The organism is Mycobacterium sp. 852002-50816_SCH5313054-b, from assembly GCF_001667185.1.
Classification (GTDB): Bacteria; Actinomycetota; Actinomycetes; order Mycobacteriales; family Mycobacteriaceae; genus Mycobacterium.
Genome location: NZ_LZIC01000057.1, coordinates 12086 through 37794 on the forward strand (window position 1 = coordinate 12086; position 25709 = coordinate 37794).

The window sequence follows — 25709 nt, forward strand, 5'->3', positions numbered from 1 at the left end:
ATCATCGCAGGCCAGCGCGCCGTTACCGGGGTAACGGTCGCGTAAGTGCTAGCGACTTGCCTATTGTCAAGACTGGACGTTGGGGGAGGTGGACCCAGGTGCAGATCCTGGTTACCGACGCCACCGGCGCAGTCGGGCGGCTGGTCGCACGGCAGTTGATAGCTGCTGGGCATGCGGTCACCGGGATCGCTGAGCGCCCCCACCCCTACCTGGATCCCGGCGTCGAGTTCGTTTGCGCGCCGCTGCGCCACCCCATCCTGCGAGAGCTGGCCGACGAAGCCGACGCGGTGGTCCACCTGGCCCCGATCGACACCAGCGCACCCGGCAGCGCGGACATCCACGGCGTCGCGCACGTCACCGACGCCGCAGCGCGCGCGGGCGCCCGGCTGCTCTTCGTCTCCCAGGCCGCGGGCAGGCCGGAGCTGTATCGGCCGGCCGAGGAGCTGGTGTCCACCAGCTGGGCGCCCAGCCTGGTCGTCCGCATCGCGCCGCCGGTCGGCCGGCAGCTCGACTGGATGGTGTGTCGCACCGTGGCCACGCTGCTGCGCGCCAAGGTCTCCACCCAACCGGCCCGTGTCCTGCACCTCGACGACCTGGTGCGCTTCCTGGTCTCGTCGGTGAACACCGACCGCACCGGCGTGGTCGATCTGGCCACCCCGGACACCACCAACGTGGTCACGGCCTGGCGTCTGCTGCGGTCCGTCGACCCCCGGGCGCGGCTGAACCGGGTCCGCAGCTGGCCGCAATTGACCCCGGCAATGGACATCGCTGCGGTGCAAGAGGATTGGGGTTTCGAATTCGGCTGGCACGCGCTCGACGCGATCGCCGACACCGCACGCGGGCTCGCCGGGCGCCGGCTGCACGCCGCGGGTGCGGTCAGCCACGACCGCCAGCTGGCCCTCCCGGTGGAGGTCTTCCCGCGCCCCCGAGCGTCCGACGACCTGCACAGCGCGGCCCCCGACGGCTTGGAGGGGGAGTTCGACGACCGGATCGATCCGCGGTTCCCGGTGTTCAGTGCGGCCAGGCTCGCCGGCGCGCTGCCCGGCCCGCTCACCCCGATGACGCTCGACGTCCAGCTCAGCGGTCTGCGCGCGGCCAGCCGGGTGCTGGGTCACGTGCTCGCCCTGGGCGGCGTCGTCGACGACGAGTGGGGCAGCAGGGCGATCGCGGTCTTCGGCCACCGCGCCTATGTCGGGGTGTCGGCCAACGTGGTGGCCGCCGCGCAGCTGCCCGGCTGGGACGAGGACGCGATCGCCCGCCACGCCCTGGCCGACCAGCCGCAGGTGGGCGACGTCCTGCCGTTCGGTGAGCCGAAGCTGGCGGAGGGAGCGCTCGGGTCGATGGCCAAGGCCGTCGTCGCGGCGCGGTCCCTGACCCTGATGCGACGGCTCAAGCCCGACACCCGCGCCTACAGCGCGGCCGCCGGGGTGGAACACCTCGACGCCGCGCAGCTGGCGGCGCTGCCCGACGCGGCGCTAGAGGTTCGGGTGCGGCTGCTACGCGACCGCATCCACCAGGGCTGGATCCTCACGGCGCTGTGGCTGATCGACTCCGGAATCACCGCCGCGGCGCTGGACCACACCCGGGCCGCGTCCAGGATCTCGGGGCTCGGCATGATCGTGGAAAGCACCCGCATCGCAGCCGAAACCGCCGAGCTGGCGGCGGCGTTGCGCGGTGACCCGCCGCTACGGGCGCTGGCCGCCGAGGGCAACGTCGGCAGCATCCGCGCGTTGTCGCCCGAGGCCGCCGCCGCTCTCGATGCCGCCGTCTCCCGGATCGGGCACCGCGGGCCCGGTGAAGCCGAACTGGCCGGCCGGGTGTTCAGCGACAATCCGGCGATGTTGCTCGTGGCGGCCGCCGAGGTGGCCGCAGCCGCGGAAGCCGCCGCCACGCCGACCGAGCCGGCCCCGCCGAGGTCACTTGCACGGCGGATGGCCGCCAACTCCCGCGCGTCGCGGGAGCTGGCCCACGACAGCACCATCCGGTTCACCCACGAACTGCGGATGACCCTGCGGGAGTTGGGATCTCGCCGGGTCGCGACGGATCTGTTCGACTCCGTCGACGATGTGTATTACCTGACGTGCGACGAACTGGTCACCATGCCGGCCGATGCCCGGTTGCGGATCAAGCGCCGCCGCGCCGAACGGGACCGCTTGCAGGCGCAGCGCCCGCCCGACGTCATCGACGGGGCGTGGACCCCCGTCGATCCGCCTGCAGCGGAACCGTCATCCGGCTAGATCGGCCAGCGGCGACTGCGGATCCGTCAGCTTGTCGACATCGACGGATGTCTGCGAACGGATGAGGGTTTTGACGTCGTCGAGCACATCCCAGACGTTGACGTTCATCCCGGCCAGCACCCGATTGTCGCCGTCCAGCCAGAATGCGACGAATTCACGGCCGGCAACGTCGCCACGGAACACCACCCGCTCGAAGCTGGGCGCGTGGCCGACGTATTCCATTCCGAGGTCGTATTGATCGGTGAAAAAGTAGGGCAGCTCGGCGTATTCGGCTGGGTTGCCGAGCATTCCGGCCGCGGCGACGGCCGGTTGCTTGAGCGCGTTGGCCCAGTGCTCGGTGCGGATCCGGGTACTGAACAGCGGGTGTTCGGCCGCGGCGATGTCGCCGACCGCGAAGATGTCGGGATCGCTGGTGCGCAACGCCGCATCGACCAGAACCCCGCCTCGAGAGCCTGAATCCACCGCCAATCCGGCCCGCTCGGCGAGTTCGACGTTCGGCTTGGCGCCCACGGCGACCAGCACGGCGTCCGCGGCAACCGTCGACCCGTCGCGCATGCGCAGACCGGTGGCCGGGCCGGCGGCACCGCCGGTGATCTCTTCGACCTGCGCCTCTAGCCGCAGGTCCACGCCGTGCTCGCGATGCAGGTTGGCAAACACTTCCCCGACGGTGTCGCCGAGCGCGGCCACCAGCGGTTGTTTCGCCGTCTCGACCACGGTCACTTCCACACCGCGCTGGCGGGCGCCCGCGGCCACCTCCAGGCCGATCCACCCCGCGCCCACGACCGCCAGCGAAGATCCCTCGGCGAGAACAGAATCCAGCGCCACGGCGTCGTCATAGGTCCGCAGGTAGTGAACCCCGTCGGCGTCCGACCCCGGAATCGGGGGGCGCCGGGCGGCGGATCCCGTCGCCAGCAAGAGCTTCTCGTAGGACACGCTGGTGCCGTCGGGGAGACCGACGGAGTGGCCAGCGGCGTCAACCGACGACACCCGCGTGCCCAGCCTCAGGTCGATGCGGTTATCGCGATACCAGTCGGAGTTCTGCACCGTGAAATCGACCAGTGACTTCTTGCCGGCGAGAAACTCTTTGGAGAGCGGGGGGCGTTCGTAGGGCAACTGGCCTTCTTCGCAGAACAAGATGATCGAGCCATCAAACCCATTGTCGCGCAAGGCTTCTGCTGATTTAGCTCCGGCGAGTCCGCCGCCGACGATGACGAATGTTGTTGACTCGGCCATAACCCCAGGTTACTTAGCTCAGGAGTTCACGCAACGACAGCGCGTTGCGCACCGCGTGGCCGCCGAGGTCGTTGTTGAAGTACATCCACACGTCCTTGCCGGCGCCGTCCCATTCGGTGATCCGGTCGGCCCACTGCCGCAGCTGGTCGTCCGAGTAGCAACCGGCGTAGATCGCGTCCTGATCCGGGCCGTGCATCCGGACGTACACCAGGTCGGTGGTGGCCCGCGGCACGCACGCCAGCCCGGCGCCGCTCATCACCACGTATGCGGCGCGGTGCCGTTCCAGCAGCTCGTAGACGGGTTTGTCGTTCCAGGACGGGTGCCGCAACTCGACGGCCACCCGGATCGACGCCGGCACGAGCGCCAGGAAGGCGTCCAGGCGCGCGTCGTCGCGCCGTTGCTCGGGGTGCAATTGGACCAGCAGCACCCCGTGGCGATCGCCCAGCAGCTGCCAGCAGCGTTCGAACCGCTCGATCCAGGGCTCGGGGGAGGAGAGCCGGCGGTAGTGCGTCAGCCCCCGATGCGCCTTGACCGACATCTTGAACCCGTCGGGGAGCTGGCCGCGCCATCCGGCGAACGTCGATTCCTTGGGCCATCGATAGAAACTGGCGTTCAGTTCGACGGTGTCGAAAACCTCGATGTAGCGGGCCAACCGGCGCGCGGACGGCAGGCCGGGCGGGTACAGCACATCCGCCCAGTGGTTGTAGGACCATCCCGACGTGCCGATCCGTACGGTCAAGCGGCCACCCGCCGGCGCACGTCGTCGTCGAGCGCTGCCCGCACGAGCGCGGCCGCCAGCCGCGCATTGGCGCGCGGCGCAAGGGCCCCCAGCCGCGCCGGCTGCGTGGGCAGACCCAGCTGCTTTGCGGCCGCGATGGCGCGCTCGTCGAAGTGCGGCCGCACCCAGGTCCAGACGTCCTGCACCTCGCGGAGGAAGATGTCGGCGCCGGTGCCCCCAATTCCCTTGAATTCCTTGAGCATCCGTTTCGCCGTGGCCACGTCGTGCCGGCTGCGCTCGGCGATGCCGCGCAGATCGCCGGCGTACTCGTCGCGCACGAGCTCGGCCATGTCGGTCAGGCGGGTGGCCGAACTTTCGTCGTAGCGCACGTAGTGGGCGCGGCCGAACGCGCTGATCATCGTCTGCCGGTGGGCGGCCAGGACGGCTTTCGGTGTGCGCAGCCCCGCCTTGAAGAGTTCATGGGCGGCGCGCATGGCGATGGCGGCGTCGATCGGCTTGCTGGCCAGCATGCACAGCACCAGCAACTGGAACAGCGGCATCGGTTTGTCGCCGATCTTGATCCCGGCCTCGGCCGCGTAGGTCGTCCCGGCGACCTCGAGCAGGCGTCGCACCAGTTGCTCGCGCTCGTCCATACCGCACCGCGTACCCGGGCGGCGTTGGAGCTAACCGGGCGCGGTCATTTCGGCGGCAGGCTGCGGGCGTACCCGACGCCGCGGGCGACCCAGCCCTGCAGCAGGCGTTTGGTTTGCACGCCGTCGGCGTGCACGCGCAGCCAGCCGCGGGTCTCGCGGCCCGCCATCACCATCGGGCTGACATGGTCCCGGGCCAGCAGCTTGTCGGTGTCGTCCGGCGGCACCCGCACCAGCAGGCCGCCCTGGCCGCTGGCGGCCACCGACATGTTGCCGTTGATCAGGAAAGCCAGGCCGCCGAACATGCGCTTCTCCTCGACGCCGCGTTCGGAGCCGAGCAGCTCGCGGATCCGGTTGGCCAGGTCTTCGTCGTAGGCCATGGGGCGACCTTAGCCCGGAAGACCGACAGTCGCCGAGCCTGTAATTTTGCAGGCCTTTACTCGCACTTCTGCTGCGGATTTACAGGCTCGGCGCCGGTGTCAGTCCAGATCGACCCGGATGGTCAGCAGGTCACTGCCCATCAGTCGCACCACCGCGCTGTTGAGCCGCGGCAGGTTGCCCAGCCGCCGCAGCGGGTCATCGTCGGGCAGCAAATGAGCGGTTCCGCTGCGCCACTGGCCGTTGATGCGCACCCGGACAGCGGGATTCGCCTCGATGTTGCGGACATAGTCCGAATGCTCGCCGTGCTCGGAGACCAGCCAGAACTGGTTGTCGACGACGCGTCCGCCGACGGCGGTGCGCCGCGCCTGCCCGCTCTTGCGGCCGGTGGTTTCCAGGATGACCCCCGGCATCTTCCGGCCGACCGGGTTGACCAGCAGCCGTTGAACGCGGTGGACTATTTGCCGTTTCAGGTCGCGAAACTCGGTCATAGGGTGCGATTCTGCCGCAACGGCCAAATATGGAACAGCCGCCCCCTTTCGGGGGCGGCTGCCACATTCCGGCTGTTAGGTACCGGTTTTAGCGGGGGGTACCGACGTTGCCGCCGACGTTTCCGCTGGCCCCGCCCGCGGGCGTGTACGCCTGGAAACCAGTCGATGTGTTGACGCCCCACTGGCCCAGGTCCGGGTTGAACACCACCGGAAGTTGGGTCCCGTCGGGGTCACCCACCGGCGGAATCCAGGTGGCCGGGAGGCCGTAGCGGCCCGGGTCGTTGTAGTGCCCCGGCGGCGGGAATCCGTCGTGTCCCGGCGGAAGCGGGCTGCCGGGCTGGTTGCAGTTGACGCCCGGCGCGCCGGGGTTACAGATCGGCTGACCGGGCACATATTGGCCCGGACCCGGCGTATCCCGGTCCCCGCCCGGCACGTTCGGCCCCGGTACATTCGGGCCCGGACCGGGCACGTTCGGTCCCGGATCGGCTTGCGCGAAACCGGCACCAATCCCGAAGGCCGCGGCCCCGAGGCCACCGGCCATCGCGGCGGTGGCGGCGATCTTGTTGAGGTTCATGTGAACTCCTTGTCCAGCTTGGCTGCGACGCAGGCAGCGCAACAGCATTGACGGTGTTGTTCAGTTGTCTCCCCAAGCTCCTGGTTGGGCCGAGGGTCGGGGGTGTGATCCCCCGGTCCTTCGGCTACCCGGGTCGCGAGAGCCGGAAACGCGCGCGCTGCGATTGTTCGCAGCAGATTCCCAGCTATTCGACAATCAACTAGCAGCCAAGACCTCTAGGCGGCGATCGTCGCGGTCTGCGGCACCGGTTCCAGCGCCTGCGCGACGATCTCGGCGACGTCGGTCATCGGTTTCACATCTAGCGCCTCGAGCACCTCGGCGGGGACGTCGTCCAGGTCCGGTTCGTTGCGGGACGGAATGAAAACCGTGGTCAGCCCGGCACGTTGGGCCGCCAGCAGCTTCTGTTTGACGCCGCCGATCGGCAACACCCGGCCGTTCAGCGTGACCTCGCCGGTCATGCCGACGTCGGAACGCACCTGGCGCCCGGTGGCCATCGACACCAGGGCGGTGACCATGGTGACACCGGCCGACGGGCCGTCCTTGGGCACCGCGCCGGCGGGCACGTGCACGTGGATGCGCCGGTCCAGCGACTTGGGGTCGACGCCCAACTCGGCGGCGTGCGAGCGCACGTAGGACAGCGCGATCTGCGCCGACTCCTTCATGACGTCACCCAACTGACCGGTCAACTGCAGGCCCGGCTCGCCGTCGGTGGCGCCGGCCTCGATGTAGAGCACGTCGCCGCCCAGGCCGGTGACGGCCAGGCCGGTGGCCACGCCGGGCACCGCGGTGCGTTCGGCCGACTCCGGCGTGAACCGCGGACGGCCCAGGTACTCAACCAGTTCCGGTTCGTCGACGGTGATCGGCTCGGAATTCTCCGCTAGCTTGGTGGTCACCTTGCGCAGCGCCTTGGCCAGCAGCCGCTCGAATTGCCGCACCCCCGGCTCGCGGGTGTAATCGGCGGCGATCTTGCGCAGCGCGGCGTCGGTGACGCTGACCTCGTCGGCGCTCAGCGCCGCGCGCTCCATTTGCCGCGGCAGCAGGTAGTCCCGGGCGATGGCCACCTTGTCGTCCTCGGTGTAGCCGTCGATCTGCACCAGCTCCATGCGGTCCAGCAGCGCCGACGGGATGTTCTCGATCACGTTGGCGGTGGCCAGGAACACCACATCGGACAGGTCCAGGTCCAGATCCAGGTAGTGGTCGCGGAAGGTGTGATTCTGCGCGGGGTCGAGCACCTCGAGCAGCGCCGCACTCGGGTCGCCGCGATAGTCGGAACCGACTTTGTCGATTTCATCCAGCAGCACAACGGGATTCATCGATCCCGCCTCACCGATCGCGCGCACGATCCGGCCCGGCAACGCGCCCACGTAGGTACGACGGTGCCCGCGGATCTCGGCCTCGTCCCGCACGCCGCCCAGGGCGACGCGGACGAACTTGCGGCCCAGCGCGCGGGCCACGCTTTCGCCCAGCGACGTCTTGCCGACGCCGGGAGGACCGGCCAGCACCATCACCGCGCCGGAGCCGCGCCCGCCGACGATTTGCAGCCCGCGCTGGGCGCGCCGGGAACGAACGGCCAGGTATTCGACGATGCGGTCCTTGACGTCGTCCAGCCCGTGGTGGTCGGCGTCCAGGATCTCCCGCGCCGCCTTCAGGTCCGTCGAATCCTCGGTCGTGACGTCCCAGGGCAGGTCGAGCACGGTGTCCAGCCAGGTGCGAATCCAGCCCGATTCCGGGCTCTGGTCGCTGGCCCGTTCCAGCTTGCCGACCTCGCGCAGCGCGGCCTCGCGCACCTTCTCGGGCAGGTCGGCCTCCTCGACTCTGGACCGGTAGTCATCTGAAGACCCAGTCCCGTCGTCGCCTTCCCCCAGCTCCTTGCGGATGGCGGCCAGCTGCTGACGGAGCAGGAACTCCTTCTGCGTCTTCTCCATGCCCTCCCGCACGTCCTCGGCGATCTTGTCGTTGACCTCCACCTCGGCCAAATGCGAGCCGGTCCAGTCGATCAGCACGCGCAGCCGCTCGGCGACGTCGACCGTCTCCAGCAGTTGGCGCTTCTGCACATCGGTCAGGTATGAGGCGTACCCCGAGGTGTCCGCCAGCGCCGACGGGTCGGTCAGGCTGTTGACGTAGTCGACGATCTGCCAGGCCTCGCGCCGTTGCAGCATGGCCAGCAGCAGCTTCTTGTATTCGGCCGCCAGGGCCTGCACCTCGTCGGCCGCCTCGGGCTCGGTGACCTCGGTCACCTCGACCCACAACGCCGCCCCCGGCCCGGAAGCGCCCGCCCCGATGTGGGCCCTGCGCTCACCGCGCACGACGGCAGCGGTGCCACCGCCCGCGATGCGCCCGACCTGCAAGATCTTGGCGATCACCCCGTGCGTCGGGTACCGGTCGTCCAGCCGGGGAGCGATCAGCAGCTCCCGGGAGTCGCTGGCCTGCGCGGCGTCGATCGCCGCCCGCGCGGCGTCGTCCAGCTCGATCGGCACCACCATTCCGGGCAGCACGATCGTGGCGGTGAACAACACCGGCACTGACTTGGCTTCAGCCATCAATCCTCCAAAAGTTGAGTCTGATGCGCTTAACCCAGCTCGGCACCGGTTTGTTCCCCGGCGGGGATTCGCTGCGCGCATAATCGGTCCGTGGCACTGTCTCGCCCGGTCGCGAACTCCATTGACCCGGGCATCGTCGAATCCGCGGCCAGAGAGCTGGTTGCCGGCGCGATCACGTTCCGCGTCGACAGCGACGCCATCACCTATGCCGCCGACGGGTCGACGATCCGCGTCGACGAAGGACAGGCCACCCACGCCGATGTCGTCGTGCGCCTGTCCCGGCAGGCCTGGGACGACATGGTGGACCAGGTCCGCACGGTCATCAATTTGCTGCTCAGCAACGACCTTGTCTTCGAGCGCGGAGGATTCGAGCAGCTGGCCGACTGGGATCCGGTGCTGCGATATCTCCATGCCGGCATCCCGCCGTACGATCCGGCCCGCGCCGACCTGCGGGGGCGCGACCCACACGCGGTCTTCACGCTCCAAGCCGGCGACGACGAACTGGCCGCCCAGCTGCAGACCATGGGCTACCTCCACGTCACGGGCGTCTTCGCTCCCGAGGAGATGGCGGCCGCCAATCGCGAGATCGACCGCCTTGCGGCGCAGGCGCGCCCCGGCGACGACCAATCCTGGTGGGCCACCGCCGAAGACGGCGCCAGCGTGCTGTGCCGTCTGGTCTATGCGACGTTGCGCTCAGCGGTGCTGGCCGCCCTGGAAAACGATCCCAGGGTGCGCCGGCTCGGCACTCTCACCGATCCCGCGCTGCGCGCGGCCCCCGACCGGATGGAAGGCAGCGCGGTGTTGCTCAAAGCCCCCGGGAACACCAGCGGGCTATCCAACATCCCCTGGCATCAGGACTGCGGCATGGGCGGACACGGCATCATGTGCCCCGCGGTCAGCGTCGGGATCCAACTCACGGGCTCGGATTCCGCGACCGGCAACCTGCAGGTGGTTCCGGGCAGCCACGGTCAGGCCATTCATTACCGGTGGGAACAGCGCCTGCGGCAGGTACCGGTCGTGAGCATCGACACCGCGCCCGGCGACGTCACGGTTCACGTCCAGGACCTGATGCACGCCTCGCCGCGGCCGACCGGCGCCGGCGGCCGCCGCACCATGTACGTCACCCACTACCCGCCGCAGCTCTTCGAACACATCGGGCCGGGCCAGGCCTTCAACGACCTGGTGCGCAACCGCACCGAGCAGGTCGCCCGCCTGCAGTAGCGGCGGGTGATTACGGCACGCGATCAAGCCGCCTCAGTTGGGTCACGTGCTTGGGGGAGAGCTCCTCGAGGCAGGTGACGCCGAGCAGCCCCATCGTCCGGATCACCCCACCCTGCAGGATTTCGATCGCGCGCGCCACGCCCGCCTCGCCGCCGGCCATCAGCCCGTAGAGGTACGCCCGGCCGATCAGGGTGCAGCGGGCTCCCAGCGCGATCGCCGCCACGATGTCGGCGCCCGACATGATGCCGGTGTCCACCAGGATTTCGGTGTGCTTGCCCAGCTCACGCGCGACGGTGGGCAACAGGTGAAAGGGCACCGGGGCCCGATCCAGCTGGCGCCCACCATGATTGGACAACACGATGCCGTCCACGCCGCGGTCGACGACGGCGCGGGCGTCGTCGAGCGTCTGGATCCCCTTGACCACCAGCTTGCCGGGCCACTGCGCCTTGATCCAGTCCAGGTCATCGAAGGTCAGGCTCGGGTCGAACATCGTGCTGAGGTACTCGCCGACGGTGCCCGACCAGCGATCCAGCGACGCGAACGCCAGCGGCTCGGTGGTCAACAGGTCGAACCACCACTTCGGGTGGGGCACCGCGTCCAGGACGGTGCGCAGGGTCAGCGTGGGCGGGATCGTCATCCCGTTGCGGTTGTCGCGCAGCCGCGCGCCGGCGACCGGGACGTCGACGGTGACCAGCAGCGTGTCAAACCCCGCGTCGGCCGCGCGCTGCACCAACGCCATCGAGCGATCACGATCGCGCCACATGTACAGCTGAAACCATTTGCGGCCCTGGGGGACAGCGGTGACCAGGTCTTCGATCGCGGTGGTGCCCAGGGTGGACAGCGAGAACGGGATCCCCGCTCGGGCTGCCGCCGCCGCGCCGGCGATCTCGCCCTCGGTGTGCATGAGCCGGGTGAATCCCGTCGGCGCGATCCCGAACGGCAGGACGACGGGTTGGCCCAGCACGTTCCAGCCGGCGGTCACTTGGGAGACGTCACGCAGGATCGTCGGGTGAAACTCGATGTCGCGGAAGGCTTGTCGGGCCCGCTGGATGGACAGCTCGTCCTCGGCGGCCCCGTCGGTGTAGTCGAACGCCGCCTTGGGCGTGCGGCGCTTGGCGATGCGCCGCAGGTCTTCGATGGTGAACGCGGAGTCGAGGCGGCGCTTGGTCACGTCGAACTGCGGCCGTTTGAACTGGAGCAGCGGCGCGAGGTCACGCACTTTGGGCACTCGTCGTCTGACGGCCTCCCGTCTTTTGGATTCCACAGTGTGCAACCGTAGTCGTATGGCGAGCGACCCCTTCGACCTGAAGCGTTTCGTCGACGCGCAGGACCCGGTCTACCGCAACGTGGTCGACGAGCTGCGCGCCGGGCGAAAACGGAGCCACTGGATGTGGTTCGTGTTCCCGCAACTTCGCGGCCTGGGCAGCAGCCCGACGGCCGTCCACTACGGCATCTCCTCACTCGAGGAGGCGCGGGCGTACCTGGCGCACGAGCTGCTCGGGCCCCGGCTGCGCGAGTGCACTCGGCTGGTCAACGAGGCGCAGGGTCGTTCCGCTGCGGACATCTTCGGTTCGCCGGACGACCTCAAGCTGCGCTCGTCGATGACGCTGTTCTCCCGCGCCACCGACGACAACGAAGAGTTCGTCGCGGTGCTCGATATGTACTACGACGGAGAGCCGGATGAGCGGACGCTGGCCCGCCTAGACCGCGCCTAGGATCCGCCAGCCGTGCGGCTCCACGACCAGCGTGTCCACCAGCTCGTGCGGCGGCGCCGACGATCCGCCGATGACCTGGCGGTGGTTCGTGCCGAGCTCCGACAACTCGACGCGCATCGGCTCGTCGTCGATGTTCAGCGCGACCAGCAGCGCGTTGTCGCCGCTGCGGGTCTCGTAGACGTAGTGGCGATTTTGCAGCCGCACCGCGCTGGTCGACGCCCTGTGCAGCCACGGGTGGCGACGGCGCAGGCCGATCAGGAACTGGTGCAGTGCCCACATTTGGCTGCCGAAGGCATCCAGTTCCATTGGGGGCGAAACGAACTCGGGACGCACCGCGTCGTCACCGCCGTACCGCTCCTCCTTGACACCGCGGAACCCGAGCTCGTCGCCGGCGTACACGCTGGGCACCCCCCCGACGGTCAGCAGGATCACCAGCGCGTGGGCCACGTGTTCTGGCCGCTCCAGCCGGCTGGCGATGCGGGTGACGTCGTGGTTGCCGATGAACGTCATGGGGGCGAAGCTGTCCAGAAACTCGTTGTGCCGCTGCAGCGCCCAGTCCAGTTCGAAGAAGTTGCCGTCGTTGAGGCCGCTCCAGATCGCCTTCCACAGCTCGTATTGGGTGGCCGAGCCGAACGTCGCCGCCCCGACGACCGCGGCGTAGTCGCCGTGAATGAGCTCGCCGACGAACCAGGCGTCCGGGTGCCGCTCGCGCACCCTCGGTAACGTCGCGACCCAGAATGGTTGCGGCACAATGTAGGCAGCGTCGAGGCGCCAGCCGTCGGCGCCGCGCCCGAGCCAGTGCGCCATAACCTCCACGGTGTAGTCGATGACCTCGGGGTTGTCGTGGTTGAGCGTGATGAGCTCCGAGTGGCCCTCGAACGTGTGGAAGCGGCCCGGGCGCCCGCGGAACCAGCGCGCCGACGCCTCGTTGTCCGGCGCCTCGCGATAGCGCGCGAAATCCACGCCGACGTGGTTGAACACGCCGTCGAGCAGCACGCGCAGGCCGCGGCGATGGGCCTCGGCCACCAGGTAATCGAAGTCGGCGTCGTCCCCGAGCCGCGGATCGATGCGGTAATGGTCGGTGGTGTCGTAACCGTGGGTGCGCGAGGCGAAGATCGGCCCCAGGGCGATCCCGGAGGCCCCCAGCGCGATGGCGTGGTCGAACCAGTCGACGAGCCGCCGCAGCCGGTGTTGGCTTGGCTGCGGCGGCTCAGACGACTCCGGCGCGGGAAACGCGCCGACAAACCCCAGCGGATAGACCTGCCACCAGATCGCGTGTTCTACCCAGGCCGGTGCCGTCACTGCGATCAGCCGACGGCGGCCAGGGTCTGTGTGGTCACAATCGCCTGTGCCACACCGGAAACGATCGCCGCGGTCTTGAGTGCCTCGTTGATGGTCTCCCGGCTCACTTCCGCCTCGCGCAGCGTGCGTTCGTGCGCAGCCACGCAATCCGGGCATCCGTTGATCGACGACACCGCGAAGCACCACAGCTCGAAATTCGCCTTGGCCACGCCCGGATTGGCGATGATGTTCATCCGCAGCCCGGCCCGCAGGTCGTCGTAGGAACCGCCGAGGAAGCCGCGGCCACGGTAGAACACGTTGTTCATGGCCATGATGGACGCGGCTCCCAGTGCCGCCTGGTACGCCTCGGCCGACAGGTGGTCGGCCGCCTCGGCGCCAATCTCGGCCAGCACCTGGGCATTCCGCGTGGCCGCGGCGCTGGCCAGGAGGGTGCCCCACAGCTGCTCCTCGTTGAACTCGGTGCTGCGGGTGATCGACCCCAGGTTGAGCTTGAGGTCCTTGGCGTATTCGGGCAGTGCGGCCTTGAGGTTTTCTACACTCATGTCCCCCTCCTAAGCCGAAGCCTTGAGCAGCTCGCCGGCGTCGATGGTCGGGTCGCCCTTGCGCCAGTTGCAGGCGCACAGCTCGTCGGATTGCAGCGCGTCAAGGACGCGCAGCACCTCGTCGACATTACGCCCCACGGATCCGGCGGTCGCCGAGACGAATTGGATTTCGTTATTCGGATCGACCAGGAAGGTCACCCGGTCCGCGACGCCTTCGTCGTTGAGCACGCCGGTGGCCAGCGCGAGCTCCCGCTTGATGTCCGAGAGCATCGGGAACGGCAACTTCTTCAGGTCCTCGTGCTGCGCCCGCCACTGGAAGTGCACGAACTCGCTGTCGATCGAGACACCGAGGATCTGCGCGTCGCGGTCGGAGAACTCGTCGTTGAGCTTGCCGAACGCCGCGATCTCCGTCGGGCACACGAAGGTAAAGTCCTTGGGCCAGAAGAAAACCACGCGCCACTTACCGGGGTGGTCCTCGTTGGTGATGGTCGCGAAGTAGTCGCCGGGCTGCTTGGCGTCGACCTTCGACAGATCGCCACCGATCAGCGCGGTGAGCTGGTAGGCCGGGAACTGGTCGCCGATGGTCAGCAGGGACATATCACTCCTTATTTGGAATCACTCAAGATTAGCCGTCTGTCAACCATGATGCCGTTCGGCCTGTTTGAAGTAAAGGTGATATATCACACTATACTTATAGCCATGTCCGATAAGAGCTATCAGCCGACCGTGGCGGGGCTTCGCGCGTTCGTCGCCGTCGCAGAAAAGCAGCATTTCAGCAGCGCCGCAACAACTCTCGGCGTAAGCCAATCGACGTTGTCGCAGGCGCTGGCGGCGCTGGAGGCCGGCCTCGGCGCCCAGCTGTTCGAGAGGTCGACGCGACGCGTCTTTTTGACGGCGGAGGGCGCGCAGCTCCTGCCGCGCGCGCTGGCCGTGGTCGAGGCCGTCGACGCGTTCACCGCCGCCGCCGCGGGCGCATCCGACCCGCTGCGGGCCGGCGTGCGGCTCGGACTGATACCCACCGTGGCGCCCTACGTGCTGCCGACGGTGCTGTCCGGCCTGGCCGAGCAACTGCCGCCGGTGACCTTGCGGGTGGTCGAGGATCAAACCGAGCGGCTGCTGCGGCTGCTGCGCGAGGGGGCCCTGGATGCCGCACTGATCGCGTTGCCGGCCTCGGGCGTGCCGGCCGTCGGGACGACTGCGGTACCGATTTACGACGAGGATTTCGTGCTCGCGCTGCCGCCCGGGCATCGGCTCTCGGGCAAACGCCGGGTGCCGGCGGCCGCGCTGGCCGAACTGCCACTGCTGCTGCTGGACGAAGGCCACTGCCTGCGCGACCAGGCGCTGGACGTCTGCCAGAAGGCGGGCGTGCAGGCCGAGCTTGCCAACACCCGCGCCGCATCGCTGGCGACCGCGGTGCAGTGCGTGGCGGGCGGGTTGGGGGTGACGCTGATTCCGCAGAGCGCGGTGCCGGTGGAAGCCGCCAGAAGCCGGCTGGGGCTCGCGCAGTTCGCTGCGCCGCGCCCGGGACGGCGGATCGGCCTGGTGTTTCGCTCCTCGAGCGGCCGCGACGACTCTTATCGGCAGCTGGCCACGATGATCGGGGCTCTCATCAGCCAAGAACACCAGGTGCGGCCCGTCAAATAATCCCGCTCCGGCGGTAAGTTCGGCGCATGGAAAAAGTGATCGCGGTGCTGATGCGCTCGGAGCCGGACGACGACTGGTGTGCCCGGCAGCGGGGTCACGTCGCCGACGCGCTGTTGGAACTGGGCCTGTACGGACTGCAGGTGAACGTTCGTGACAGCGCAGTGCGTCACTCGCTGATGACGCTGACAACGCTGGACCCGCCGGTGGCCGCGGTGGTGAGCATGTGGACCCAGCAATGCTATGGCGACCAGACGCAAGCGGCGCTGAAATTCCTCGGCCAGGAATGCGAGCAGGTCGCCGCCTACCTGGTGACGGAGTCGGTTCCGCTCGCCGCCCCGCCAACCGAACCCGGTTGTCGGACAACGGGTCTCGCCAACATCGCATTGCTGCGCCGCCCCGCCGAGCTGGACCAGGCGACCTGGCTGGCCCGGTGGCAGGGCGACCACACCTCGGTGGCCATCGAAACCCAGTCGACGTTCGGCTACACCCAGAACTGGGTGGTACGAGCACTCACCCCGGATGCGCCGGGAATCGCCGGCATCGTCGAGGAGTTGTTCCCCGAGGAGGCGATCACCGACCTGAAGGCGTTCTTCGGTGCCGCCGACGACGACGACCTGCAACACCGGCTCGGCCGGATGGTCGCCAGCACAACTGCATTCGGCGCCAATCAGAACATCGACACTGTGCCGACCAGCCGCTACGTGTTCAGGACACCATTCCGGGATTGAGGACCGCTCATGACAACTCTCGACGAGGCAGCGGCGCTGGCCAATGGGGAAAGCGGTCTGGCGGTGATCTCGACGGTTCGCGCCGACGGAACCGTGCAGGCGTCGCTGGTCAACGTCGGCCTGCTGCCGCACCCGGCGACGGGGGAGCCGGCCCTGGGGTTCACCACCTACGGCAAGGTCAAACTCGCCAACCTGCGGGCCCGCCCGCAACTTGCCGCCACGTTCAAGAACGGCTGGCAGTGGGCGACCGTCGAGGGCAGCGCGGAGCTGGCCGGTCCCGAGGACGCGCGGCCCTGGCTGAAAGACGCCGACCAGTTGCGCCTGCTGCTCCGCGAGGTCTTCACCGCCGCCGGCGGCTCCCACGACGACTGGGACGAATACGACCGCGTGATGGCCAAGGAGCGGCGCGCGGTCGTGCTGATCGCCCCGACCCGCGTCTACAGCAACGGCTGAACCCCACCCGTTAGGCTGCAGCGGTGACGCTGCAGATCGACGACCAAAATCGGGTGCGCACCCTGACGCTGAACCGGCCCGAGGCGCTCAACGCGTTCAACGAGGCCCTCTACGACGCGACGGCCGACGCGCTGCTGGCCGCCGCCGAGGATCCGGAGGTCGCCGTCGTCCTGCTCACCGGCGCGGGCCGTGGCTTCAGCGCGGGCACCGACCTGGCCGAGATGCAGGCGCGCATCACCGACCCGAGCTTCGCGCCGGGCAAGCACGGCTTTCCCGGCCTGATCGATGCGCTCAGCGCGTTCCCCAAGCCGCTCATCTGCGCCGTCAACGGTGTCGGGGTCGGCATCGGCGCCACCATCCTCGGCTATGCCGACCTGGCGTTCATGTCGTCGGCCGCCCGCCTGAAGTGCCCGTTCACCAGCCTGGGCGTGGCTCCCGAGGCGGCCTCGTCGTATCTGTTGCCGCAGCTGGTGGGCCGGCAGAACGCCGCCTGGCTATTGATGTCCTCGGAATGGGTCGGCGCCGAGGAGGCGTTGCGGATGGGCCTGGTCTGGCGGGTCTGCGACCCGGAGGAGTTGCTCCCGGAGGCCCGTCGGCACGCGGAAGTCCTTGCCGCCCGGCCTATCTCGAGCCTGATGGCCGTCAAGCACACGATGATGGAGCCGATCCGTCCCGAGATCACCGCGGCGAGCGCGCGCGAGAACGCCCACTTCGCCGAACTGATGGGTGCCCAGGCCAACGCCGCAGCCCTGGCCGATTTCACCAACCGGCGCTGACGGAAAGCCCGGCCGCTACTGAGCCGGCTCGAATTCGCGTGAGGCCGCGATGATCGCGCGCAGCGTGCGCCTGCAGCGCCCGCAGTCGCCGCCGGCGCCGCACGCCTCGGCAACCTCCTTGGACGTCGAGGCACCCCGCGCGACGGCATCGCAGACGGTTTGGTTGGTGGCCCCGACACAGAGGCAGACGTACATCAGCCCACCCCCCGGGGGCGGACGTAGGCGGAGCGAACAAGCCGCATGTTAGTGAAGTCTAGCCTAAGTAGGTTAGCGATGCCTAACCCTTGACGCGTGACTCACGCGACACACTGAGCACAGCCATACCTTCCTGGAAGATTCCAAATCGGCATGGCAAAGTGCTGCTAGAGCCCGGTGTTTCAGCCCAACCCGCCGCGGCGAGCCATGCCAGCATTCACACCGTAGGAGCGATCATGCAAGGCGATCCGGACGTTCTGCGGCTGCTCAACGAGCAGCTGACCAGCGAGCTCACCGCGATCAACCAGTACTTCCTGCATTCCAAGATGCAGGACAACTGGGGCTTCACCGAGCTGGCAGAAAAGACCCGCGAAGAGTCCTTCGACGAGATGCGGCACGCGGAGGAGATCACCGATCGCATCTTGCTGCTCGACGGGTTGCCCAACTACCAGCGCCTCTTCTCGTTGCGCATCGGCCAGACGCTGCGCGAGCAGTTCGAGGCCGACCTGGCCATCGAATACGAGGTGCTGGACCGGCTCAAGCCGGGCATCATCATGTGCCGCGAGAAGCAGGACAGCACCAGCGCGAACATCCTCGAAAAGATCGTGGCCGACGAGGAAAAGCACGTCGACTATCTGGAGACCCAGTTGGAGTTGATGGAAAAGCTGGGCGAGGAGCTGTACTCCGCGCAGTGCGTGTCGCGGCCGCCGACCTGACCCTGCCGAGGTAACGCTTGGTTGCCATCGGTTAACCCTGGGCATTCATAGGCATCGAGCGCCCAGGGAAAGGCAGGCATGACGAGCACGACACCGGCGGCGGTTTCGACCGGCCAATCCGGCGAAGCCGGACCCGGCAACGTCGCGGTCAATCCGCAGCAGCGCAATTTCATCTTCGTGGCGGTGTTGCTCGGCATGCTGATGGCCGCGCTGGATCAGACGATCGTGGCGACGGCGCTGCCGACCATCGTCGCCAATCTGGGCGGGGCGGGCCATCAGTCGTGGGTGGTCACCAGCTACCTGCTGGCCTCGACCATCATCACCGCCCTGGTCGGCAAGTTCGGTGACCTCTTCGGGCGCAAGAGGGTGTTCCAGGCGGCGGTCGTCTTCTTCGTCTCCGGGTCGGTGCTGTGCGGGCTTTCGACCTCGATGGGCATGCTGGTGGCCTCGCGCGCGCTGCAGGGCATCGGCGGCGGCGGGCTCATGGTCACCGCCATGGCGCTGATCGGCGAGGTCATCCCGCTGCGCGACCGCGGTCGCTACCAGGGCGCGATGGGCGCGGTGTTCGGCGTCACCACCGTGATCGGCCCCCTGCTCGGCGGCTACTTCACCGACCACTTCACCTGGCGCTGGGCGTTCTGGATCAACGTGCCGATTTCGGTCGTCGTCTTCTTCGTGGCGGCCGCCGCCATCCCGGCGCTGGCCGACCGAACCAAACCGGTGATCGACTACACCGGGATCGTGTTGGTCGGCCTGGGTGCCGCCGGGCTGACGCTGGCCACCAGCTGGGGCGGGACCACCTACCCGTGGGGATCGCCCATGATCATCGGGCTGTTCGCGACCTCCGTCGCCGCGCTGGCCGTCTTCGGCTGGGTGGAAAGCCGCGCCGCCGCGCCGATTCTGCCGACGCGGCTGTTCGGCAGCCCGGTCTTCACGGTGTGCTGCGGGCTGTCCTTCATCGTCGGGTTCGCGATGCTGGGTGCGCTGACATTCCTGCCGACCTACATGCAATTCGTCGACGGCGTCTCGGCGACCACCTCGGGCCTGCGCACGCTGCCGATGGTGGTGGGGATGCTGACCACCTCGATGGGCAGCGGTGTCCTGGTCGGCCGCACCGGCAGATACAAGGTCTTCCCCGTCGCCGGCACCGCGGTGATGGCGGTGGCGTTCCTCCTGATGTCGCGCATGGACCCGTCGACCTCGGCCCTGCTGCAGTCGCTGTTCCTCGTCATCCTCGGCGCGGGGATCGGGATGTGCATGCAGACGCTGGTCCTGATCGTCCAGAACACCTCGAGTTTCGACGACCTCGGCGTCGCCACCTCGGGGGTCACCTTCTTCCGGACGATCGGAAGTTCTTTCGGCGCGGCGATATTCGGTTCGCTGTTCACCAACTTCCTGCACAGCCGGATCGGGCCGGCCATGGTCGCCAGCCGCGCGCCGGCCGCCGCGGCCGCGTCGCCCGAGGCCTTGCACCGGCTGCCGCACGCGGTGGCCGCCCCGATCGTGGCCGCCTATGCCGACTCGCTCACACGCGTGTTCCTCTGGGCGGTGCCCGTCGCACTGGTCGGGTTCATCCTGGCGTTGTTCCTGCGCGAGGTGCCGCTGCGGGGCATCGGCAACAACCGCGGCGACATCGGCGAGGCGTTCGCGATGCCGACGAGCCAGTCGCCGGACGAGATGCTGGAGACCGCGATCGGCCGGCTGCTGCGGGGGGCGCCGGGTATGCGACTGCGCAGCATCGCCATGCGACCCGACTGCCGCCTCGACGTGGCCGGACTGTGGGGCGTCCTACGCATCAACCGCTACCGGCAGATGTACGGCGCGGCGCGGATCACCGACATGGGCGACTATTTGCGCATCCCCTTCGAAGTGCTGGAGCCCACCTTCTCGCGCCTCGTCGCCACCGGCTACGTCCAGCTCGACGGCGACGAAATGTGGCTGACCCCAGCCGGGGCGCAGCAGGTCGATTACGTGCAGTCGCTGCTGCTGGCCTGGCTGGTCGACAAGCTGGAACGCTCGCCCGCCTTCGAGGGCCGGCCCGACCGGCGACAGGTGCAAGCCGCGCTCGAACGCGTCGCGCATCGGGTTCTGGCTCAACGCGATTGGAATGACGAGCAGCCAACGGTGGCCATCAGGACGTTGGATCCAGGGGTGGGGCGTACCATCTCGCCATGAGCCGAATCGGAACGTTCGCTGACGACGACATCTACAGCTGGGCCGCGAAGTCGCCTGATCTCGGCGGCGCCATCGCCAACTTCAGCCAGGCGGTCTACACCAAGAACCGGCTGCCCTTGCGCACCCGCGAACTGGCCCGGGCCGTCATCGCCCACGACAACGAATGCACGGTGTGCATGAACACCCGCGACGCCGACGGGCCCGCCGCCGGCGTCGACGAGGAGCTGTATGAGCACGCGCTGGAGTGGCGCACCTGGCCGGGGTACAGCGAGCAGGAGCGCCTGGCCGCCGAATTCGCGCACCGCTTCGGCACCGAGCACACCAAGCTGCGTGACGACGAAGACTTCTGGAGCCGGTGCAACGAGCACTTCTCCGAGGAGCTGCTGGCCGACCTCGCCATGTCGTGCGCCCTGTGGATCGGCATGGGGCGGATGCTCCGGACCCTCGACATCGGCCAGTCCTGCATGCTGACCCTGCCCAGCCGCGCCTAGCCGTCACGCGCCGCGCGGGCACCCGACAGCGGCCACCGCACCGCGACACGTAAACGTCTGCGACGACACGCCGGAAAGCGTCGCAGGCGTTTATATTTCGCGGGCACCGAGGAGCGGTCAGAGAGGACATAGTGAAGGTTCGCTTCGGCGTCGGGCTGGGCGCCGACACGGCTCCCGATCAGCTGGCCGGCGTCGTCGACCACCTGGAGAGCAGCGGAGTGGACTCGCTGTGGTTCTCCGAGCTGGTGTACTCGCCGGCGGTCGATCCGGTGGTCGGCATGGCCTACACGCTGGCCCGCACGACCCGGTTGAAGGCGGGCACGTCGGTGGCGGTGCTGCCCGGGCGGCATCCGGTGCTGGTGGCCAAACAGCTGGCGTCGCTGGCGGCCGTCGCGCCCAAGCGGGTGTTGCCGGTCTTCGGTCTGCGCCCGGCGATTCCGGCCGAGCGTGAAGTGTTCGTCGTCCCCGACGGAGAGCGCGCCGCGGTGTTCGACGAATCCCTGCGCGTGCTGCGCTCGGCGCTGGTCGACGACGCGGCCACCTACCACGGCCGCTACTTCACCGTGAGCGGGGCCGCGGTCGCCCCGCGGCCGGCGCCGCCGCTGGACATCTGGCTGGGCGGATCGGCGCCGGCGGCGTTTCGTCGCATCGGGGCACTGGCCGACGGCTGGCTGGGCAGTTTCCTCACGCCGGCCGAGGCGCGGGCCGGGCGCGAGGCCATCGAACGGGCCGCGGCGCAGGCCGGCCGACGCATCGAACCCGATCACTTCGGCATCTCGTTGGCCGTCTCCGACGGCGAGTTGCCGGCCGAGCTCGCCGCGGCGGTCCGCCGCCGTCGTCCGGAAGTCGATCCCGGCGCGCTGATCGCCGCGGGCTGGGAGCAGCTGCACCGGCAGCTCGACGCCTACATCGACGCGGGCCTGACGAAGTTCGTCATCCGGCCCGCGGGCAAGCAGCCCCTGGACGCCTTCATCGACCGGTTCGTCGCCGAGCTAATCACCCGCCAGAACTGATCGAGTTGCCACAATGGCAGCCATGACAGCCACCCCGCTCGCCGCCGCCGCGATCGCGCAGCTCGAGGCCGAAGGCGTAGATACGGTGATCGGCACCGTCGTGAACGCCGCCGGGCTCACCCAGGCCAAGACGGTCCCCATCCGCAAGACCAATACGTTCGCCGATCCCGGCCTGGGCGCCAGCCCGTCGTGGCATGCCTTCGCCATCGACCAGAGCGGCATCGCGTTCACCGACGACGTCGGGGTGGTCGGCGACCAGCGCCTGCGCCTCGACCTGGCGGCCTTGCGGATGATCGGCGACGGGGTGGCCTGGGCGCCGGCCTCGTTCTTCGAGCAGGACGGCACACCCGTCGCCGCGTGCGGCCGGGGAACGCTGGGGCGCATCGAGGCCGCCCTCGCCGACGCCGGCCTCGAGGCGGCGATCGGCCACGAAATCGAATTCCTTCTCGTCGACCCCGACGGTGGACGCCTGCCGGCCGTGCTGTGGGCGCAGTACGGCCTGGCGGGCGTGCTCGAACACGAGGCGTTCGTGCGCGACGTCAACGCCGCGGCCACGGCCGCGGGCGTCGGGATCGAGCAGTTTCATCCCGAGTACGGGGCCAACCAGTTCGAGATCTCGTTGTCGCCGTTGCCGCCGGTGGCCGCCGCCGACCAGCTGGCCCTGACCCGGCTCATCATCGGCCGATCCGCCCGCCGCCACGGGCTGCGGGTCAGCCTGTCACCGGCGCCGTTCGCGGGCAGCGTGGGATCCGGCGCGCACCAGCATTTTTCGCTGACGACGACAGAGGGTCCGTTGTATTCCGACGGCACCGGCCGGGCGGGCATGACGCCGGCGGGGGAGAGCGCCGTCGCCGGGGTCATCAGTGGGCTCCCGGAAGCCCAGGGCATCCTGTGCGGGTCGATCGTGTCCGGTCTGCGGATGCGGCCCGGAAACTGGGCCGGGGCATACGCGTGCTGGGGCACCGAGAACCGCGAGGCGGCGGTGCGATTCGTCAAGGGCGGTCCCGGCACCCCGCGCGGCGCCAACGTGGAAGTCAAGATCGTCGATCCGTCGGCCAACCCCTACCTCGCGTCGGCGGCAATTCTTGGCCTCGCGCTGGACGGGATCAAGCGCCGGGCGGCGCTTCCACCGGAGATCACGGTGGACCCGGCGAAGTTGTCGGATTCGGATCGCGACGACGCGGGCATCGTGCTGCTGCCCGAGTCCCAGTCGGAGGCCATTGCCGCCCTTGATGATTCGGCCCTGCTGCGGCGCATCATCGGCGACGCCGCGATCGACATGGTGGTCGCGGTCCGCCGCCTGGAGCATGAGCGCTACGGCGATCTCGATGCGGAGCAACTGGCGGACAAGTTCCGCATGGCCTGGAGCCTGTGACGGGGTCGGTCAGGGTGTCCGAGGAGTCCGCGCTGGCGCAACACATCGACGGCGTCGCACTGATCGACCAGCACGCGCACGGATGCTGGTCGACGGCGGGGGACCGGCAGCGGTTCGAGAACGCCCTCAACGAGGCCAACACCGATCCACTGGTGGACTCGGGATTCGACTCCCAGCTCGGCTTCGCCGTGCGCGCCCATTGCGCACCGATCTTGGGTCTACCCAAACACGTTGAACCGCAAGCTTACTGGGAACGGCGTCGGCAACTGGGCGAGACCGACCTGGCGCGGCTCTTCCTGCCTGCCGCCAAGGTGAGCGACTGGCTGGTCGACACCGGAATCGGCGCAGAAACGGCCGGCCCAGCCGAGATGGCCGAATGGTCCGGTAGCCGCGCCCACGAGGTGGTCCGGCTCGAGCAGGTCGCCGAGCAGGCCGCCCGGGCGCCGGGCGACTACGCCTCGGCGTTCGACGAGATCCTGCACCGGCGCGCGGCCACGGCCGTCGGCACCAAATCGATTCTGGCCTACCGTGGCGGGTTCAACGCAGACCTGAGCGAGCCGTCGGCGGCGCAGGTGGCCGAGGCCGCCGGCCGGTGGCGCGATGACGGCGGCACCCGGCTGCGGGATCGGGTGCTGCTGCGCTTCGGGCTGCACCGGGCGCTGCGGCTCGGCAAGCCGCTGCAATTCCACGTCGGCTTCGGCGACCGCGACGCCGACCTGCACCAGGCCAATCCGCTTTACCTGCTCGACTTCCTGCGGGGGTCCGGCGATACGCCGATCGTGCTGTTGCACTGCTATCCCTACGAGCGCGAGGCCGGCTACCTTGCGCAGGCCTTCAACAACGTCTACGTCGACGGCGGATTGAGCGTGACTTATCTGGGAGCGCGCGCCCCGGCGTTCCTCGCCCGGCTGCTGGAGATGGCGCCGTTCCGCAGGATCTTGTACTCGTCGGACGGGTATGGCCCAGCGGAACTGCATTTTCTCGGTGCCGCCTTGTGGCGCAACGGGATTCACCGCGCGCTGCGCGGATTCGTCGAGAACGGGGACTGGAGCGAGGGCGACGCCATCCGGGTGGTCGACCTGATCGCCCACCAGAACGCGGCCCGCATCTACGGCGTTTGACTCCCGGTGACAGCGGGGTATACCCGCTGCTATGGCGACCGTGGGGGACGTCCTGGAGTGGGCCCGCAACCAGGTGGTATCGCGGGTTCCCAAAGCCGACCTCGACCAGCGGGACCCTGATTACATCCGCGACCAGCTGCCCGGCACCTGGCTACTGGCGTCGCTGTACTTCCGGGCGGACGTACGGGGCCTGGACCGGATCCCGTCGGAGGGGCCGGTGCTGCTGGTCGGCAACCACAGCGGCGGCAACGTGCCGCCGGACACGTTCGTCTTCACGCTCGCCTTCTGCTCCTACTTCGGCGTCGAGCGGCCCTTCTACCAACTCGCCCACAACCTCGTCGTCTCCGCGCCGCCGCTGGGCTGGCTGCGCAAATTCGGCACCGTCGCGGCCAACCCCGAGAACGCCCGGCTGGCATTGGAGTCCGGGGCGGCGCTGCTGGTCTATCCCGGGGGTGACTACGAGGTCTTCCGCCCGTCGTGGGAACGCCACAAGGTCGACTTCGGCGGGCGCATGGGCTACGTGCGCCTGGCCCGCGAGACCGGCGTGCCGATCGTTCCCGTCTCCAGCGTCGGCGGCCAGGAAAGCGCGCTGTTCCTCAACCGCGGGCAGTGGCTGGCCAAGCTGCTGATGGCGGACAAGTTGTTGCGGCTCAAGAGCATCCCGATATCGCTGGCGCTGCCGTGGGGCATCAACGTCAGCGACCTGGCCGGGCACATCCCGCTGCCGACCAAGATCGTCATCGAGGTGCAGGAACCGATCGAGGTCGACGGCGACGACCAGGCGGTGCACGACAAGGTGATGGCCAGCCTGCAGAGCGGTGTCGATCGCCTCGCCGCCGAACGCCGATTCCCGGTGATCGGCTGATGCGCGTCGAACGCCGCTGCGTGATCAACGCCGACCGCGACGCGGTCTGGAAGATCGTCGGCGACCCCGACTGCTACCCGTCGTTCATGACGAGCCTCGAGCGATGGGAGTCGTCGAACGACAAGCCCGCCGGCGTCGGTGCGCGCTACACCGTGCACTGGAAGATCGGGTCGGTGCCGGTCGGCGGCCTGATCGAGGTGGTCGAATTCGACGAACGCCGCGACCTGGCGTGGGTGGGCATCACCGGCGTGACCCTGCGTGGACGGATCCGGCTGCGCGACGCCCCCGACGGCAGGACGAAAGTGACGTTCCGGCTGTCCTACCAGGCCCCGGGCGGCCTGATCGGTTACATCGCCGACCGCATCGCCGTGCGTCAGGTGGGCCGCAACCTGTCGGAAACCCTGAAGTGCCTCAGGAGGCTGGCCGAGTCCTAGCCGGGCCCGCCTTGGCCCGCGAACGCGCGCAGAATGTCAGCGGTACCGGCGCGCCGCCGTGCAAACACGCGCGCTCGCCGCCGGCCTGCCCATCGCTTCCTAGGTCTACCCTCGAGGAGTAC

27 protein-coding genes are annotated in these 25709 nt (G+C 68.9%); 15 read left to right on the top strand and 12 right to left on the bottom strand.

Annotated elements, in window-relative coordinates:
• Window positions 1-98: 98 nt before the first annotated feature.
• Complete coding sequence (locus A5787_RS12000) at window positions 99-2237, top strand: NAD(P)H-binding protein (RefSeq protein ID WP_066966521.1); 2139 nt, start codon at window positions 99-101, stop codon at window positions 2235-2237.
• On the opposite strand, the gene A5787_RS12005 is transcribed toward A5787_RS12000, so the two are convergent.
• From A5787_RS12005 to lon, 7 genes are all read right to left on the bottom strand, one after another.
• Entirely contained in the window at window positions 2226-3470 is a 1245-nt protein-coding gene (locus A5787_RS12005) for an NAD(P)/FAD-dependent oxidoreductase (protein WP_066966524.1), read from the bottom strand. The two genes, A5787_RS12000 and A5787_RS12005, sit on opposite strands and share 12 nt — an antisense overlap.
• A gap of 13 nt (window positions 3471-3483) precedes the next feature.
• Entirely contained in the window at window positions 3484-4209 is a 726-nt protein-coding gene (locus A5787_RS12010; protein WP_066966527.1) for a DUF72 domain-containing protein, read from the bottom strand.
• The gene (locus A5787_RS12015; protein ID WP_066966530.1) at window positions 4206-4841 is read right to left on the bottom strand and encodes an endonuclease; all 636 of its coding nucleotides are present in this window, start codon (window positions 4839-4841) and stop codon (window positions 4206-4208) included. Before A5787_RS12015 ends, A5787_RS12010 begins: the two co-directional genes overlap by 4 nt.
• 44 nt (window positions 4842-4885) lie before the next feature.
• A complete protein-coding gene (locus tag A5787_RS12020; protein WP_066966533.1) occupies window positions 4886-5218 on the bottom strand; it encodes a TfoX/Sxy family protein in 333 nt (110 codons plus the stop codon).
• 99 nt (window positions 5219-5317) lie between these two features.
• Window positions 5318-5707, bottom strand: a complete 390-nt coding sequence (locus A5787_RS12025) for a nitroreductase/quinone reductase family protein (protein WP_066966536.1) — start codon at window positions 5705-5707, stop codon at window positions 5318-5320.
• Between the two features lie 88 nt (window positions 5708-5795).
• Window positions 5796-6281 (bottom strand): hypothetical protein, encoded by a 486-nt coding sequence (locus tag A5787_RS27715; protein WP_197507087.1) that lies wholly within the window; start codon window positions 6279-6281, stop codon window positions 5796-5798.
• Window positions 6282-6496: 215 nt separating this feature from the next.
• Window positions 6497-8821, bottom strand: coding sequence for an endopeptidase La (gene lon, locus A5787_RS12035; protein ID WP_066966539.1), 2325 nt, complete (start codon window positions 8819-8821; stop codon window positions 6497-6499).
• 90 nt (window positions 8822-8911) lie between these two features.
• Here lon and A5787_RS12040 point away from each other — a divergent pair, with 90 nt between their 5' ends.
• Complete coding sequence (locus A5787_RS12040; protein WP_066966542.1) at window positions 8912-10042, top strand: phytanoyl-CoA dioxygenase family protein; 1131 nt, start codon at window positions 8912-8914, stop codon at window positions 10040-10042.
• A 10-nt stretch (window positions 10043-10052) separates the two neighbouring features.
• On the opposite strand, the gene A5787_RS12045 is transcribed toward A5787_RS12040, so the two are convergent.
• Window positions 10053-11306, bottom strand: a complete 1254-nt coding sequence (locus A5787_RS12045) for an alpha-hydroxy acid oxidase (protein ID WP_156763905.1) — start codon at window positions 11304-11306, stop codon at window positions 10053-10055.
• Window positions 11307-11325: 19 nt separating this feature from the next.
• Between A5787_RS12045 and A5787_RS12050 the strand changes: the two genes are divergently transcribed.
• Window positions 11326-11757, top strand: a complete 432-nt coding sequence (locus tag A5787_RS12050; RefSeq protein WP_066966544.1) for a DUF1810 domain-containing protein — start codon at window positions 11326-11328, stop codon at window positions 11755-11757.
• Here A5787_RS12050 and A5787_RS12055 read toward each other — a convergent pair.
• The 3 genes from A5787_RS12055 to A5787_RS12065 are packed head-to-tail and all read right to left on the bottom strand — an operon-like array spanning window position 11743 to window position 14198.
• Window positions 11743-13059, bottom strand: a complete 1317-nt coding sequence (locus tag A5787_RS12055) for an alpha-amylase family protein (protein ID WP_066966547.1) — start codon at window positions 13057-13059, stop codon at window positions 11743-11745. The genes A5787_RS12050 and A5787_RS12055 overlap by 15 nt on opposite strands.
• A gap of 5 nt (window positions 13060-13064) precedes the next feature.
• A complete protein-coding gene (locus A5787_RS12060) occupies window positions 13065-13601 on the bottom strand; it encodes an alkyl hydroperoxide reductase (RefSeq protein WP_066966549.1) in 537 nt (178 codons plus the stop codon).
• A gap of 9 nt (window positions 13602-13610) precedes the next feature.
• On the bottom strand, window positions 13611-14198 hold the full coding sequence (locus A5787_RS12065) for a peroxiredoxin (protein WP_066966552.1): 588 nt from the start codon (window positions 14196-14198) through the stop codon (window positions 13611-13613).
• 102 nt (window positions 14199-14300) lie between these two features.
• Here A5787_RS12065 and A5787_RS12070 point away from each other — a divergent pair, with 102 nt between their 5' ends.
• From A5787_RS12070 to A5787_RS12085, 4 genes are read left to right on the top strand one after another with little or no spacing between them, the layout of a single operon-like run.
• Entirely contained in the window at window positions 14301-15245 is a 945-nt protein-coding gene (locus tag A5787_RS12070) for a hydrogen peroxide-inducible genes activator (protein WP_066966555.1), read from the top strand.
• Between the two features lie 26 nt (window positions 15246-15271).
• Window positions 15272-15973 (top strand): EthD domain-containing protein, encoded by a 702-nt coding sequence (locus tag A5787_RS12075; protein WP_066966558.1) that lies wholly within the window; start codon window positions 15272-15274, stop codon window positions 15971-15973.
• A gap of 9 nt (window positions 15974-15982) precedes the next feature.
• Entirely contained in the window at window positions 15983-16426 is a 444-nt protein-coding gene (locus tag A5787_RS12080) for a TIGR03618 family F420-dependent PPOX class oxidoreductase (protein ID WP_066966561.1), read from the top strand.
• 23 nt (window positions 16427-16449) lie between these two features.
• A complete protein-coding gene (locus A5787_RS12085; RefSeq protein ID WP_066966564.1) occupies window positions 16450-17202 on the top strand; it encodes an enoyl-CoA hydratase/isomerase family protein in 753 nt (250 codons plus the stop codon).
• 15 nt (window positions 17203-17217) lie between these two features.
• Here A5787_RS12085 and A5787_RS12090 read toward each other — a convergent pair whose 3' ends face one another.
• Window positions 17218-17397: a bacterioferritin-associated ferredoxin gene (locus A5787_RS12090; protein ID WP_066966567.1), complete on the bottom strand. Its 180-nt coding sequence runs from the start codon at window positions 17395-17397 to the stop codon at window positions 17218-17220.
• Window positions 17398-17633: 236 nt separating this feature from the next.
• On the opposite strand from A5787_RS12090, the gene bfr reads away from it, so the two are divergent.
• The 8 genes from bfr (at window position 17634) to A5787_RS12130 (ending at window position 25587) form a co-directional block, all read left to right on the top strand.
• A complete protein-coding gene (gene bfr, locus A5787_RS12095; protein ID WP_066966570.1) occupies window positions 17634-18113 on the top strand; it encodes a bacterioferritin in 480 nt (159 codons plus the stop codon).
• Between the two features lie 78 nt (window positions 18114-18191).
• A complete protein-coding gene (locus A5787_RS12100; protein WP_066966572.1) occupies window positions 18192-20288 on the top strand; it encodes an MDR family MFS transporter in 2097 nt (698 codons plus the stop codon).
• A complete protein-coding gene (locus A5787_RS12105) occupies window positions 20285-20779 on the top strand; it encodes a carboxymuconolactone decarboxylase family protein (protein ID WP_066966577.1) in 495 nt (164 codons plus the stop codon). Before A5787_RS12100 ends, A5787_RS12105 begins: the two co-directional genes overlap by 4 nt.
• A gap of 131 nt (window positions 20780-20910) precedes the next feature.
• Complete coding sequence (locus A5787_RS12110) at window positions 20911-21792, top strand: TIGR03854 family LLM class F420-dependent oxidoreductase (protein WP_066966580.1); 882 nt, start codon at window positions 20911-20913, stop codon at window positions 21790-21792.
• A gap of 22 nt (window positions 21793-21814) precedes the next feature.
• Window positions 21815-23167: a glutamine synthetase family protein gene (locus tag A5787_RS12115; protein WP_066966582.1), complete on the top strand. Its 1353-nt coding sequence runs from the start codon at window positions 21815-21817 to the stop codon at window positions 23165-23167.
• A gap of 14 nt (window positions 23168-23181) precedes the next feature.
• Window positions 23182-24288 carry an amidohydrolase family protein gene (locus A5787_RS12120; RefSeq protein WP_066966655.1) on the top strand — a complete coding sequence of 369 codons (1107 nt, stop codon included), beginning with the start codon at window positions 23182-23184 and terminating at the stop codon, window positions 24286-24288.
• A 31-nt stretch (window positions 24289-24319) separates the two neighbouring features.
• Window positions 24320-25153 carry a lysophospholipid acyltransferase family protein gene (locus A5787_RS12125; protein ID WP_066966585.1) on the top strand — a complete coding sequence of 278 codons (834 nt, stop codon included), beginning with the start codon at window positions 24320-24322 and terminating at the stop codon, window positions 25151-25153.
• Entirely contained in the window at window positions 25153-25587 is a 435-nt protein-coding gene (locus tag A5787_RS12130; RefSeq protein WP_066966587.1) for an SRPBCC family protein, read from the top strand. Before A5787_RS12125 ends, A5787_RS12130 begins: the two co-directional genes overlap by 1 nt.
• Window positions 25588-25709: the final 122 nt, after the last annotated feature.